The 13184-nt window shown below is 60.3% G+C and carries 10 protein-coding genes; 2 read left to right on the plus strand and 8 right to left on the minus strand.

The genetic code is table 11. The annotated features are described in order from the left end of the window. The first annotated feature begins 23 nt into the window (after positions 1-23). Complete coding sequence (locus ACEN2T_RS15820) at positions 24-1349, plus strand: sigma-54 dependent transcriptional regulator (protein WP_032887052.1); 1326 nt, start codon at positions 24-26, stop codon at positions 1347-1349. Between the two features lie 110 nt (positions 1350-1459). Here the strand turns inward: ACEN2T_RS15820 and ACEN2T_RS15825 are convergent, their stop codons facing one another. From ACEN2T_RS15825 to ACEN2T_RS15855, 7 genes are all read right to left on the minus strand, one after another. Then, positions 1460-2767 carry an autotransporter outer membrane beta-barrel domain-containing protein gene (locus ACEN2T_RS15825; RefSeq protein ID WP_099602903.1) on the minus strand — a complete coding sequence of 436 codons (1308 nt, stop codon included), beginning with the start codon at positions 2765-2767 and terminating at the stop codon, positions 1460-1462. A gap of 49 nt (positions 2768-2816) precedes the next feature. Further along, the gene (locus ACEN2T_RS15830) at positions 2817-3560 is read right to left on the minus strand and encodes a hypothetical protein (protein WP_095185906.1); all 744 of its coding nucleotides are present in this window, start codon (positions 3558-3560) and stop codon (positions 2817-2819) included. Positions 3561-3598: 38 nt separating this feature from the next. Next, positions 3599-4279 (minus strand): C39 family peptidase, encoded by a 681-nt coding sequence (locus tag ACEN2T_RS15835; protein ID WP_442116971.1) that lies wholly within the window; start codon positions 4277-4279, stop codon positions 3599-3601. Between the two features lie 61 nt (positions 4280-4340). Further along, positions 4341-5087 carry a hypothetical protein gene (locus ACEN2T_RS15840; RefSeq protein WP_442116972.1) on the minus strand — a complete coding sequence of 249 codons (747 nt, stop codon included), beginning with the start codon at positions 5085-5087 and terminating at the stop codon, positions 4341-4343. A gap of 67 nt (positions 5088-5154) precedes the next feature. Continuing rightward, complete coding sequence (locus ACEN2T_RS15845) at positions 5155-5703, minus strand: hypothetical protein (protein ID WP_032887046.1); 549 nt, start codon at positions 5701-5703, stop codon at positions 5155-5157. After that, on the minus strand, positions 5703-6152 hold the full coding sequence (locus ACEN2T_RS15850; RefSeq protein ID WP_442116973.1) for a hypothetical protein: 450 nt from the start codon (positions 6150-6152) through the stop codon (positions 5703-5705). Before ACEN2T_RS15850 ends, ACEN2T_RS15845 begins: the two co-directional genes overlap by 1 nt. A gap of 327 nt (positions 6153-6479) precedes the next feature. Next, positions 6480-7475: a FecR family protein gene (locus ACEN2T_RS15855; RefSeq protein WP_442116974.1), complete on the minus strand. Its 996-nt coding sequence runs from the start codon at positions 7473-7475 to the stop codon at positions 6480-6482. 141 nt (positions 7476-7616) lie between these two features. On the opposite strand from ACEN2T_RS15855, the gene ACEN2T_RS15860 reads away from it, so the two are divergent. Then, on the plus strand, positions 7617-7886 hold the full coding sequence (locus tag ACEN2T_RS15860; RefSeq protein ID WP_016979404.1) for a PepSY domain-containing protein: 270 nt from the start codon (positions 7617-7619) through the stop codon (positions 7884-7886). 21 nt (positions 7887-7907) lie between these two features. On the opposite strand, the gene ACEN2T_RS15865 is transcribed toward ACEN2T_RS15860, so the two are convergent. Next, on the minus strand, positions 7908-13073 hold the full coding sequence (locus ACEN2T_RS15865) for a dermonecrotic toxin domain-containing protein (protein WP_442116975.1): 5166 nt from the start codon (positions 13071-13073) through the stop codon (positions 7908-7910). Between the last annotated feature and the right edge of the window lie 111 nt (positions 13074-13184).

Raw genomic sequence — 13184 nt, forward strand, 5'->3', positions numbered from 1 at the left:
AATTTTGGCGCCAAGGAATAGTCATGGTTGTTACACCTGCGCAACGCCGCTTGCTCGTGGTCGATCCCTGTGATGACTGCCATGGGCTATTGCCCGGTTTGCGCACGGCAGGTTGGGAGGTGGACAGCTGTGCTTTGGAGGCGGTGGGCGACCGGTCGTGTGACTTGGGTTTGCTGCGGTTGCAGCCCTATCACCTGGAGCGTCCCGAAGCGGTCAAGGAATTGATCGGCCGCAGCGGCACCGAGTGGATCGCTGTGCTCAGCCAGGATGTGCTGCGTTTGCAGAATGTCGGTGATTTTGTCTGCGAGTGGTTCTTCGACTTCCATACCCTGCCGTTTGACGTCGCGCGCGTGCAGGTCACCCTCGGCCGGGCCTTTGGCATGGCGCGCTTGCGCGGCAAGGGCAATACACCTGTAAATGAGCCGGAGCACGAACTGCTCGGCGACAGTCGGCCGATTCGCGAACTTCGCAAGCTATTGGCCAAGCTCGCACCCACCGAGTCCCCGGTTTTGATCCGTGGTGACAGTGGCACCGGTAAAGAACTGGTGGCCAAGACCCTGCATCGCCAATCCCAACGCCACGCCAAGCCCTTTGTCGCGATCAACTGCGGCGCGATTCCTGAACACCTCATCCAATCCGAACTGTTCGGCCATGAGAAGGGCGCCTTCACCGGCGCCCATCAGCGCAAGGTCGGGCGCATCGAAGCGGCCCATGGCGGCACGCTGTTCCTTGATGAAATCGGCGATTTACCCATGGAACTGCAAGCCAATCTGCTGCGGTTTCTCCAGGAGAAACAGGTTGAGCGCGTCGGCGGCAGCCAGCCCATCCCCGTGGATGTGCGGGTACTGGCGGCAACTCACGTCGACCTCGAAGCCGCTGTGGCCAAGGGGGCTTTTCGTGAGGACTTGTACTACCGACTCAACGTGCTGCAAGTGGTCACTGCGCCGCTGCGCGAGCGCCACGGCGACGTAGCGATGTTGGCCAACCACTTCTCACGTTTCTACAGCCAGGAAACCGGCCGCCGTCCGCGCAGTTTCAGCGAAGACGCGCTGGTGGCGATGGGGCAACACCCGTGGCCGGGCAATGTGCGCGAGTTGGCCAACCGGGTGCGTCGTGGCCTGGTACTCGCCGAAGGGCGACAGATCGAGGCTATTGATCTGGGATTGATCAGCGAACAGGCAATTTCGCCACCCCTGTCTACACTGGAAGACTACAAACACCGCGCCGAACGCCAGGCGCTGTGCGATGTGCTCAACCGGCACAGCGATAACTTGAGTGTCGCTGCCCGCGTCCTGGGAATTTCCCGGCCAACGTTCTATCGGTTGCTGCACAAACACCAGATCCGCTAGGGCGGGTAAACCGAAAAGCCCCGCAACGACCCTTATCGTTGCGGGGCTTTTCCTTTTATTACGTTATCGGGAGCAAGCTCCTTCGCCTCAGGAATACACCGTCGGATCAGTTAAAAGTAATACGGAAACTTCAGGCTAAACGTAAAGTCCGGCGCATCATCCGTCATCCCAATCGCCAGGTTCGGCACGATCGTCAAATTATCCGATGCCGCGATCGTCATCCCCACGTTGAAGTACCCGGCGTTCGCATCACTGGACACCACCGACTGCCAGTCGCCGCCATTAGGCTTGAGCCGACTCTTGCGCTGCACCAGGTCCGACACCGAGAACGACATACTCATCTTCTCGTTGAGGGCAAAGGCCACACCGACGCCAAACTGGAAGCTGTCGCCCAGGCTGACCTTGCCGCCGACCTTCTGGTTGACGTCACTGCTGATGTCGTCGAACGAACCCTCGAAGTTGTGGGTGTACGAGAGCGAGCCAAACAACACCGCCGGGTCGAAGGTCTTGACCAGGGAAATCCCCGGCGTGACCGACCAGACCCCGTTACCCGTAGGCAGGCTTTCCGGCACGAACAGGTTGTCGTTGCCGGGTGTCTTGACCAGCTTGATACCAAACGGTTCTTTACCCGTAGGCGCCTTGACCCGCACCGACACCACGGCGTCCGGCAGATTGGGAGTTTCGTCGAGGAATTTGTACGCCACACCAAAGTTGACGTCGCCGATGGTCGGGTCGCGCGTGACCGAGGCTTCCGACGTCGCCGTGCCGTTGTTGCCGGCGCCGGCGGACTGGTAGGTGGAGTCGCGGTACACCACGGGCACGTTCACGTCGAACTGCCAGCGGTTATCGAAGTTGTATCGCCCGGTCAGGTCCAGGGTCCAGTTATCGGACTTGATCCGGTCCAGGTTGATATTGCCGAGGAAAATCGAGTCCAGCGCCAGGAAGCCGTTGAGGGTCAACTGGCGAGCATCGTAACGGGCATAGGTAATGCCGGTTTCAAAGCTGAACTTGCCATTCCCGAAAAAGCCGCTGGCTTCGTTATAGAGGTTACTCACACTTTGCGCAGGGGCCGAGTCGTCCTTGAGGGACTGGCCGTAGGAACTGCCGCCACCACCACCGGCGCCGCCGGATGCTGCTGCGGCGCCCGTGCCTGCGACCGTTGCACCACTGGCTTTCTGAAAGTCTGCCGGGGATTTGGCCAGGCGCTTGGGTGCCGGTGCCGACGGTTGATCTTCGACCTGTCGTACCCGTTGTTCCAGTACCGCCAAAGCTTTTTGCTGAACGTCATACCGCTGCTTGAGTTCTAAAAGTTCCTGTTTGAGCGTTTCTATATCGGCGTCTGGCGCGGCATACAGAACGGATGCAGGCAAGAGCGTACTTAAACAGACCACCGCACGAAGCGATAACGATCGATGCATGAAATAAGCCGTCCTTTTCTAATGCGTAAGTGTCGAGGGTCAGCGTAGTTCAATAACCGAGGGTGCGTAGGCCTTTGAGTTGGTCCAAGTTGCAGTTCAGCGCACCGTTGTTCAAACCGTTGTTATTCATCACGACGTTGAGCTGGGTCATGTTGTTGACGAAGTTGGTGTTGCCGGTCAAAACCGTACCTTGCAGCACAGTACCGCCGCCGATCTGCTGCAAACTGTTGCCCTGGTTATGGTTGGCCTGGATCGCCATCTGCAAGCCGCCATTGTTGGCCGACACACTGACTCGACCTGCTGCGCTGTCCCCGGTAACGGTACCGCCGGCGACGAGTACTTGCCCCGATTGCACCGCGTTGGAAGGCGCGAAGCCGTTCTCGACGGTAATGCCTACGTTGTTGTAGGCGGTGTTGCCATCGCCAGCGGTTCGCACGCTCTGGGTCACGCCTTGGCCACTGCCCAGCCCGGCGCCGCCTGTGACTGTGCCGGTGCCGGTGTTCGGGTTGGTCCCGTTGCCGGTCGAGCCGGTGGTCTGTACGTAGAATTGTGGGGTGATGGTCGACGAGTCGACCTGCATGCTGGCCTTGCCGGTGATGGTGTCTCCTACGGCGTTGGTCCACGTGCTGCTCATGACAATGCCGAAGCTAATGATGCGCCCCGGCATGACGTAGCGGCCGCGCAGGTCGGCCATTTCCGAATCCTTGAGTTCGATCGGTTTGAACCCCGATGAAGCATAAGCGGGCATTGAGGCTGCCAGACACATGACCGTCAGCCAACGGGAAGTGTTCATCTTCTGCTCCTGGAGCGTCCTGCCCCTTATTGCGCTTCTTAGAAGAAGTCGCTCTGAATAAAACCGAAGTCCATCAGCTCGGCATCGCCTACGGGCCTGAACTCATTCAACTGGTTCTTGGCGGTCAGCGGAGTAGGCGGGTCGAGCAAGGCGTTGGCCTTGTCGTAACCTTCACCCAGCACAGCGAAGACGATGCCATTCCAGCCCTTGAGGAAGTCGTCACGCGAATAGCGCTTGTGGCCCAATACCGGGTCGCCGATATAGACCCAGTCCTTGTCGGCGCGCTGCATCACCACGAAGTGCTTGTAGCCACGAATTTCCAGCAGCACCACCACAGGGATCTTCACGGTGACCAGGGTCTCTGGTCCGATCTTGTAGCCCCGGGCACGCATGCCGATGCTTTCGAGGTAGCGCTTCATGTCCAGCATGGAGAAACCCTGGGTACGTACCAGGTCCTGGTCTGCATTGATCAACATGCCTTTGATGACGTGATCTTCGTCCACGTCCAGCCAGTAACCCTGGCGCAGAATGGTGGCGAGTGCCGCAGCACCGCAGCTGAAATCGGTTTTCTGTTCCACCAGGTTGGCGAACCGGCGCTCACGAATACTCTCGACCTTCTTGTAGATCACTGCACCGCCAGGCAGGGCGGAGATCGCCATGGTGCCTGCCCACGTTGGGCCGGTGAGTAACATCAGGAGGGTGAGGGTCGCGAGGCGCATGATCGTGTGACCTGCTGGACACTGGAATAAAAAAGGGCCTTGTTGCCAAGGCCCCGTTGGATCAGAAGCGCACGCCGCTGGAGCAGACGGTGCAACCTTGACCGATCGACAGGCTGTTGCTGCCTTGGTTGCCCGAGCCGGATTGCAGGTTCACACCCACGTTGCCGGAGTTGCGGTTAACCGAGTTGTCGAGGCTGGAGTTGTTGGACACGTATTGAGCCTTGCCATGGCCATACCCGTAGCTGGTAGCGGCAGTGTTCAGGTAGCTGTTGGCGAGGGAGTTTTGCTCGGTGTTGGCGGCCGCTGCGATGTTTTTGCCATCAGCAGTGGTGATTGCCAGGTTGTTTTTACCCTGGTTGCCTTGACCGGCCTGGCCGTTGTAACCCAGGTTGCCGGAGTTACCGTTAAGGGAGTTATCCGCAGAGGCGTTGTTCTGGGTGCCTTTGTTGACAAAGTTGTTCAGCGCGCTGTTTTGATTGACATCGACGACAGCGAATACTGTTGCAAAGTCACCCTTGGCGCTGGAGATGGCGCCAGAGTTGTCTGCCTGGTTACCGCTGCCCGACTGAACGTTAACACCGGTGTTGCCGCTGTTGCCGTTTACCGAGTTATCGGCAGAGGCATTGTTTTCGGTTTTGGTGTCGTCAAACTTGTTGCCGCCGCTGTTTTGTACATCGGTCACGACAGAGGCAACAACCCCGGTTGGTTGAGGCGCAGGGTGCCAACCACCACCACCTGCCTGAGCAGCAGCAGCCATGAGTGCGGCGAGAGCGAAAACCATTGGTTTCAGAGCCATTTGAGGTTTCATGGTGTTTCTCCTTGCTTCTAATTAGTTGGTTAAGTGTTGGTACGGTCTAACGAGTACTACCAAGCGTTTACTTGATAGTGATGCCTAGGGTGTTAGCCACTCGGTTCCCCACCCCGGCACTCTGGTTCACCTGAATCACTCCTCGGCTGCCTGTGAAGGCCTGGTCGCTGGTAGCGACCTGGCGGCTGCCAGTGGTGGGGGTGAGCCCTGAGTCGGTCAACTGCGTCGAGTTCTGTTGCAACAGGACGCTGTCATCAATGCTTTGCGGGCCAGGGTTGATGCTGATCCGCACGGCATTGACTGATTGGTTATTGGCCCCGGCCGACTGGTTGATACCCAGCACACCGTTGCCGTTGGTAAAAGAGGTGCCATGAATCGCCGCTTTGGCGTTCAGGGACGGGTCGACGCTGCCGTTCTGGCGCTGGATGTTGACGTTGGTGGCCTGGCCACCGAGCGCAATGGCACGGCTGTTGGACATTTGTTGCTGGTTGCCGGCCGCCTGGTTGATCGACACGACACCTTCGTATTGTTGGCCGCTGTTGTTGATCACCGCGGTGTTGTCGGCGAATACCGGAGCGGCGGCCAGCAGGGCGAGAACGAGCAGGGAGCGGTTCATTACTTGCCCCCCATCATGCTGCCGATGTTGTTCAGCGGCGCCATGCCGCGCTGGATCGAGTCGCTGATCTGTCCACCCATGCTGCTGCCCGCACCGTGGCCGGCGGCAGAGCCGGCCCCCAGGGTGAACATGCTGTTTTGCGTGGCATGCAGGCCGGTCAAGGTGTTGTTCGTCGGAATCGCGCCGACGATGCTGGAGCCGCTGCTGATGCCGCCGATATCCATATCACTGAGCTCGCCGGTTGCACCGATGATGTCGCGGCTGGGATTGGCGTTGGCGGTGGTGGGGTAGGGGTCTTTACCGAAGGCGGCGCGACCGTACATGTGAGCCTGTACGTTGCGCCCTGTCACGATCACGCCATCGCCTGCAAAGCTTGGAACACTGATGCCGACGCTGAGTACACAGCTGATCAGCAGTACGTTCATCGGACCTTGAGTGAGTGTGATCACGGCGGCATTCCCTATTCTTCGCGCTGACCCTAAACAGCGCTGTAAGGGATAGAGCAGAAGCCGTGCCGCTTTTTATTTAGTGTTTATTTTCAATAGGTTGGAATGAATCGAGGGCAAAGTGATGTCAGTGCTGTTTCATGGCTGATACACCTGCGGTCACGGCACGCGCACGCGGCCGTACCACAAACGATTCACCCTGTTGTATCACCGCTGTAACACCGCCCATGACAAATCGATGAATCCGCACAGTACGGGCGCTTCAGAGGCGCCGTGTGTTTCAAAAATGGACACTGCGGGCGCAAAGAGGCCCGGGGATGTGGATCAGGCTCAGCCTTTGGGGGATTGACGCGGAATGGAGTTGAGCACGGGGTTGCCATCCTGGTTCTGGGTCAGGTAGACCGGCAGCACCTTGGGCAGGGAGGGGATGAGGTTGTTGACTTCATTGATGTTGTAGATCCCGCCAATGCGAATCGCCCCGGTGCTGGCATCTGCGAGCATCACCGGTTTGTTCAGGTAGCGGTTGATCAGCGGCAACGCGTCGACCAGGGCCAGGTTGTCGAGGATCAGCTTGCCCTGGCGCCAGGCCAGCGCGCTGTCGTTGGGGCTGATCGTGGCGACACGCGGTGTGGCGTCGCCCAGTTGATAGCTGGCCTGCATCCCGGGGGTAAGCGGCACGCTGCCGTGGATCCGGTCGCTGGAAATCTGGACTGCGCCTTCAAGCAGCATGACTCGCACCTGATCGCCGTATTTCCACACATTGAATTGCGTGCCCGTCACCTGCACCTGACCTTCGCCGGCACGCACGACGAACGGATGCTCACGGTCGTGGCTGACTTTGAAAAACGCTTCGCCCTTTTTCAGCGTCACCCGACGTTGGTCCTTGTAGTTGCTGTAGACCAGTTCAGTGCCGAGGTTCAGCTCCACTTGACTGCCATCCCCCAACGTCACCTGGCGCAAACCATCGGCGGCTTCAAAGCGCTCGTAGGCATTGGGCAGCCAGCCCGCTTCCCAAGCGGTAAAGGCCGCCACCGGTAAGGCTGCCAGGCATATGGCTGCCGCGGCGGCGTAGGTACGTAGCCGACTGCGCGGTTTGAACGGCACCACCAAGGCGGTGGGTTCGTGGCGGGGCAGATGGTCGGCGACGTCCCAGATTTCCAGCATCGCGGCGTATTCGAAGGCGTGCAGCGGGTCGCAATCGTGCCATTGGGCAAAAGCCTGACGTTCACCGGGGGTGCAATCACTTGCATGCATACGCATGCACCAATGCGCAGCGGCGTCGGTGATGGCGTCATATTCGGCTTCTGAAAGGGACTTTTCGCTCATTAACTCATCCTGATTTCCCACATTCTAACCCCCAGGGTGCATCGCGAGAACATCCATCATGGCGATTGCACATCAATTGGAACTTATTCTCGTTTGGAGGCGCCTAAAAAATTCAGGACATTCCTACAATGGAGAACGAAAATGCTGAAGAAAACCTTAGTCGCCCTGTGTGCAACCACTGCGCTGCTCAGCGCCGGCGCCGCGCTGGCCGATAAACCGGGTGCGGGCTGGATCACCATCGAGAAGGCCATCGAGGTGGCCAAGACCAAGGCAGGCTATGTCGAGGTCTACGCCGCTGAAGCCGACGACAACGGTTATTGGGAAGTCAAAGGGCGCAAGTCCGACGGCACCGTTTATGAAGCACGTATCGACGGCGCTTCGGGCAATATCCTGCGCGACCAGAAAGACTGATCTACCCCGCCGGGAGCCTGCTCAGGCTCCCGCATCCAGACTGCGCCCCAGCTCGCTGATCATGCAGGTCACCGAGTCGGCATTGGCCAGAATCGTGTCGATACGCTTGTCGCTGTTGCTCATGAACACCGATCGCGCCTCCTCCAGTGTGCGGGCGCCGGTGGTGCTCAGGACTTTATCGCGCAACGGCGCGGTCAAGCGGCGGCTGCCGAAATCCTCCCATTGCTGGGAAAACGCATCCCAGGTTCTGAACAGCATGCTGGCAGGGGTGGAGATCGACAGTGCGTTATCCCGCAGGTTATCCAGGTCGGTTTTCATCAGCGTGGCGCCGTTGATGGCAACGTTGATGAGGTCCGGGAAGGGCCGCATGCTGTCCAGGTAAGCCAGGTCCTCGGTCAGAGATTTGATGTGGGTGATCTCGTGTATCAGCACTGTGGCGCGCGCATGGGCGCAGATGTTGAACGGCGTGGTCAGGCGGTTCTGATAGATGTCCATGGGCGGGTCGAAGAAGCGGTCCAGCAGGTAGATCTTATGGTCGGCATCGTCGGGCACGACGAAAGCAAAGGAATCGCGGGGGCTGTACCGATGGGTGCCGCTGACAAACCGCATCGAGTCGGGCCCGATCAGGGTGTGATTGATCAGTTCATCAAGCACCTCGTCAATGCGCCGCTCGACCCTTCGCACTTGTTCGGGCGCCAGCGAGACAACGCCGAAAAACTCACTGAAAAAACGCCCCAGGCGGCTGCTCGGTTCACGAAGCGTGGCGAAGTGCAGCAAGTTGCGCTTGCAGGTCACCGCATAGTAAGTCGCCACATTCAGCGCTTCATCAATGCATTGGGCCTTCCAACTGGATAGCGCGGCGATCTCGCGCATGCCCACGGCTTCAATGTTGATGGCGTCCCGTTCGGCCAGGCGTGTGCTCATTTTGCCGGCGTAGCGGCTCAAGGTTTTGCCGTAGCGTGGGTGATGGCGGTCGAGGTCCAGCGTCCACTGGCCGTGGGCGTTGCGCTGTACATAGGGGCCCAGCCGCTCGCCCTTGCTCAGGCGCCAGCGTTCGCCGGCGCGTTTTACCGGATAGACTTTTCCCGCCAGCGGCAGGAAATTGCGCGAGGTGGTGTCATCCCGATACACCTGGTTGGCTGAGCTGAATGACAAGTCGCCGAGGGCGTCATCGTGGTGTTCAAAACCGCGCAACTGCGTGCGTTCGGGCGCGGTTATTGCCAACTCGTCCAGGTTGGCGGCTGCGGGGGCAGGCGCTTGCAGCCACCGCTCCACTGAGGGCTGCTCTGCAGGTGGCGGCGTCTGTTGCAGGGGCCTGTCCAGCGCTTTGCGCAACGAGGCCAATTCAGCCACGCCGAGGGCGAAGGTTTTCAGTGCGTGCCTCCAGCGGTGCGCCTGCAGGTTTTCGGCGGAGTCTTTGAACAGTTGATAGCTGCGCCACACCACCAGCGGATAGGCCAGTTTGCCGGCCAGGAACTGGAGGCCGTTGGGGATTTCCTGAGTGAGCAGGCAAGTGATCGCATCCCAATGGGTCTTGCCCGACGGGGCAAACTGCGCGCCTAGCATCTGCAGCAGCATCTGCACGTTGTCCTCAAACAGTTGCTTGAGTAGGTTGCCGCCCATGGGCGTTGCGCCGAGGGTGATTTCTGCCAGTCCGACGTGCCAGCCCTTGTCCAGCAGGTTGCAATAGGTGGCGCGCTGCGCCCCCTCCAGTTGCCCCACGATCCAGTCCTGCAGTGCGCCGGGGTTGGTGAACTCACTGAGCAGCGCCGCTTCGCTGGCGAATTCCTTCAGCAAATGCTGGGGGCTGAAGGGCGCGTACAGCACCAGCGGCCCGGACGCGCCAGCCTGCGGACCTATCAGGTAGCAACCCAGCGCCCTGGCGCCTGCCGCGCCTTCGGTGGCGATCAACTCCAAGTGGCGGACGGTGGCCGAGCTGCCACTCACGCTGGCACGCGCCACTGCATCGGGCATGTCAAACACTTGCTGGATGAGCCTCCAGGCGTTGGCAGACAGTCGCTCATTGAGCATCTGCTCATGGGCGTATTGCAGGAGTTGCCAGGGTAACTGCCGGCAAAACAGGGTTCGCCGCGCGCGCGCGTCTTCGCTTGGTTGCTTGAGGTGGGTGATAAGCCGTTGCTGGTAGATGCCTTTCAAGTCCAGTTGGCGCACCAGTTGCACGACGGCATCGCCGTCCAGCGCCGCCGGTAACGGCGTGGCGGTGCGCGAGCGTGGCCGGATGCGCTCGGCATGCAGGTCCGGCAAGTGCCGCAGGGCGAAATCGGTGAGGGTCTGCGTGTGGCCGTCCAGGTCAATACGGCAGGGAATCAGGATGTTATCGGGGTTGAGCGCTTGTTGGGCAAAGCGAGCATCGAGCAGGCTCGTCAGCGTGTTAGCGACCTGCTCGCGCAGGGGCGTAATGCTGTGCAGATAGTCACGCTCCTGCGGCGCGCTGAGGCGGTACTGCTCAAGCAGTTCGGCGTGCAGTATCTGTTCATCCGGCGACGCCATGCCCAGCCAGACCGGCAGTGACTGCTGGTGGATCATCGCGTGCGCCATGGCAATCGCCCTGGGCAGGTTGGACGGTGGCGCGCGGCGGATCAAAGCGTCCATACAATCCTGGAAGCGCTGCACGCCGGGTTTCATTGCCAGCAGATGGTCAATCTCGTCGCGCAGCCAGGCGCTGTAGGAGCGTTGGCGGTTATCCAGCAGATGATCGTCAATGCGTTGCAGCGGGCCCAAGCGGTAGGTCTGGTGGGGCATGCGCCTGGATACCGGCAGGTTTTCGAGCAAGGGCCAGCAGACCAGCGGATCTTGCAAGCGTTGCCCCAGCACCTCACCCAGCGCCTGGATGGATGCAAACGCCTCAAACCCAGAGCGCGGGGTCCACAGCAGGGCCGCGCCGGAGTGATCGGGGTCCAGGCCTCCGCGTTCGGTCAGTACAAAACAGTTGGCCAGGGGCTGGGGCAGGGCGGCTGCGTCACTGCAGAGACTCAGGGCGTATGCGTCCGGCAGGAAGCCGTTGAGCCCGTGACGGCTGGCGCGGCTGCGCAGGCTGTCGGCGTTGAGCACGCAGTCGAGCAGCGCCAGTTGCTGCGGCGACAAACTTTTGTATAACCGGCTCATCTCGGCCTCGCCGCTCAACCCCTGCAACAGGCCGTGGCTTAGATGGGCCTGGTTGTTGTCCAGCAGCAGGTGCGGCAGTTCGCGCAGCTCGTGCTGGGCGAAGGTGCTCATCACCTGCTCGATGATGGCATTGAAGCTATCGACGCTCAGGTTGTGCAGTTGCCGGGCGACGCCTTCACTGCGAAGGCCGTAGAACCAGGTCAGGGCCGAGGGCGTAAGTGCTTCGGCCTGACCGGTCACCCGCGCGATAAAGTGCGCGACCATGCTCGAAGACGCCACGGGCAAGCGCTCCTCACGTTCCTGGGCCGGGGTGGCATAGGTATTGATGCAGACATCGTCGGCGTCGAGCGCCAGCTGTCTTTTCGCCAGCTCCAGGTCCAACGCATGGGCCGCCAGCACGCCCAAGGTCGGATGTTTGCTGCGCCCCATAGCCATGGCGGTTTCAACGGCCTGCAGGCGCTGCAGATGACGTTTGGCGGTTTCCGCCAGTACGGTGCTGGGGTGCCCATTGCCGCTGGACACGGGGTGAACCGACCAGCGCCCGCCGGCGTCCTGCACCAGCAGACGGCTATCGAGCAGGGTGCGCACGTCCAGCGCATGGTCGAGCAGCGCGGCGAGGTCGATGTCGCTGGCGCTGCGGCGGTACACGCCGAGGGCATGCTCAAGGTTGTCGAACTGCTTGGCGACGATGTCTTCGAGCATGTCCTGGAAGACATCGCCCTGCATCGGTTGCCCGCTGACCTGAACATGATCCATACCGATATACACGCTGCGTTCATCCAGCGAGAGAAAGTTGAGCAGCTCATCCTGATGGCCGGCGGCCTTGAGCATCGCCAGCAGCGTGTCGTTGAGGTCGTTCAGATCCTTGAGCACTTGCAGACCGCGGGACTGGGTGTAGAGGTAGGTGTGGGCCTTGCTGATCATCAACGTGCTGGCGAGGTCGACGTAATGTTGATAGGGCGCGTGAATACGCACCTTTTCTATGCGCAAATCATCCGCGGGCGCTGTGCTCGCGGCCGAGTCCAGCAGGAACGCGGCGCGCAGTTGCTGGCTCTCTGAGGTGGAGACAATCGCGTTCTGGCGTTTGAGCAACAGATCGGCGCGAAACTTTTCGCGCATCACCCGGGCACAAAACGTCAGGCGCGACTGGCCCGCGCTGACGTCTTCGTTCCAGTAGGTCTGTAGCAGGCTTTTCAGTAACGAGGAAAGAATGCCGCTGGTTTGTTCGATCACACTGTCCCAGCGCTGCTGGTCGAGGACGCGTTGATCCGCGGTCAAGGCGCTGCTGTCGTAGCCGATATTGACGAACGAATGAGTTTGATCCTGGGGCCAGGCTTGTTTGGCATAAAACTGCAGCAGTGCATCGCGCAACGGTAGTGAGGCCAGCCAACGACGGTCTTTTTGCTGCGAGGCGCGGCTGAAAAAATCCACCCGCGTGTCGGCCTGTTTCAACTTAGGAAAGAAGGAACGGGCCATGATGCCGAGCAGGCTATCAAGCATCCCGTGCAGGCTCGGCAGCTTGCGCAGCTCATTGAGTAGGGCAGCTACGTTCTGCTGCTGGCTGGCCATAATGGCGTCCTCCTGATCCTGCATCACCGCGCCCTGGATGATGGCGGTGGTGATTGTTACCGGCGCGTCTACCGGCAGCGCGTCACGTTCAGCGATGGATATAAAGCACAGCAGGTCATCTCGCTGCGTTGGCAACTGCAAGCGCTCGTGCACCGCAGCAAGCAGCACGGCGCGGCTGTCGAACAGCTCCAGCCCGCCGTAGGGGGTATAGAGCACGGCTTTATTGTTGTCCGGTGTCGGACTCATCAGGAACGCGCCAGTCAGGGTCAGCGCGGGTTTGCCAGGACGGTTGATCAGCAGTCGCTCCACCTGCATGGGGTGCGTGTGCAGGGCCGCATCCTGGCGGGCTGCATCCGTGGCGTAGTAAAGCGTATGCAACCACTCCAGATCCTTGACGGTAAATCCCAACGCCCGCTCCCGTGGCGTCGGCTGTTTACGCCCGGCAGGTAGCAGGAATTCGTCGAAAAAGTACGGCGGGGAAAGCGTCGCCATGGTGCTCGCTCCATCAAACTGGCAGTTACGAGGCTCCACGGTAGGCGCTTGCGCCAGGGGCGGGGCGGTAGATAACTGCTTCGGCGGCAAGCGGACGTTGACAGCAAGCAC

Source organism: Pseudomonas sp. W22_MBD1_FP4 (assembly GCF_052113765.1).
Taxonomy (GTDB): Bacteria; Pseudomonadota; Gammaproteobacteria; order Pseudomonadales; family Pseudomonadaceae; genus Aquipseudomonas; species Aquipseudomonas sivasensis.

Bases quoted from the DNA above. Each gene is read 5' to 3' on its own strand.
- ACEN2T_RS15830 (WP_095185906.1), bottom strand. From the start codon at position 3,560: ATGAACACTTCCCGTTGGCTGACGGTCATGTGTCTGGCAGCCTCAATG.
- ACEN2T_RS15835 (WP_442116971.1), bottom strand. From the start codon at position 4,279: ATGCGCCTCGCGACCCTCACCCTCCTGATGTTACTCACCGGCCCAACG.
- ACEN2T_RS15840 (WP_442116972.1), bottom strand. From the start codon at position 5,087: ATGAAACCTCAAATGGCTCTGAAACCAATGGTTTTCGCTCTCGCCGCA.
- ACEN2T_RS15825 (WP_099602903.1), bottom strand. From the start codon at position 2,767: ATGCATCGATCGTTATCGCTTCGTGCGGTGGTCTGTTTAAGTACGCTC.
- ACEN2T_RS15860 (WP_016979404.1), top strand. From the start codon at position 7,617: ATGCTGAAGAAAACCTTAGTCGCCCTGTGTGCAACCACTGCGCTGCTC.
- ACEN2T_RS15845 (WP_032887046.1), bottom strand. From the start codon at position 5,703: ATGAACCGCTCCCTGCTCGTTCTCGCCCTGCTGGCCGCCGCTCCGGTA.
- ACEN2T_RS15820 (WP_032887052.1), top strand. From the start codon at position 24: ATGGTTGTTACACCTGCGCAACGCCGCTTGCTCGTGGTCGATCCCTGT.
- ACEN2T_RS15855 (WP_442116974.1), bottom strand. From the start codon at position 7,475: ATGAGCGAAAAGTCCCTTTCAGAAGCCGAATATGACGCCATCACCGAC.
- ACEN2T_RS15865 (WP_442116975.1), bottom strand. From the start codon at position 13,073: ATGGCGACGCTTTCCCCGCCGTACTTTTTCGACGAATTCCTGCTACCT.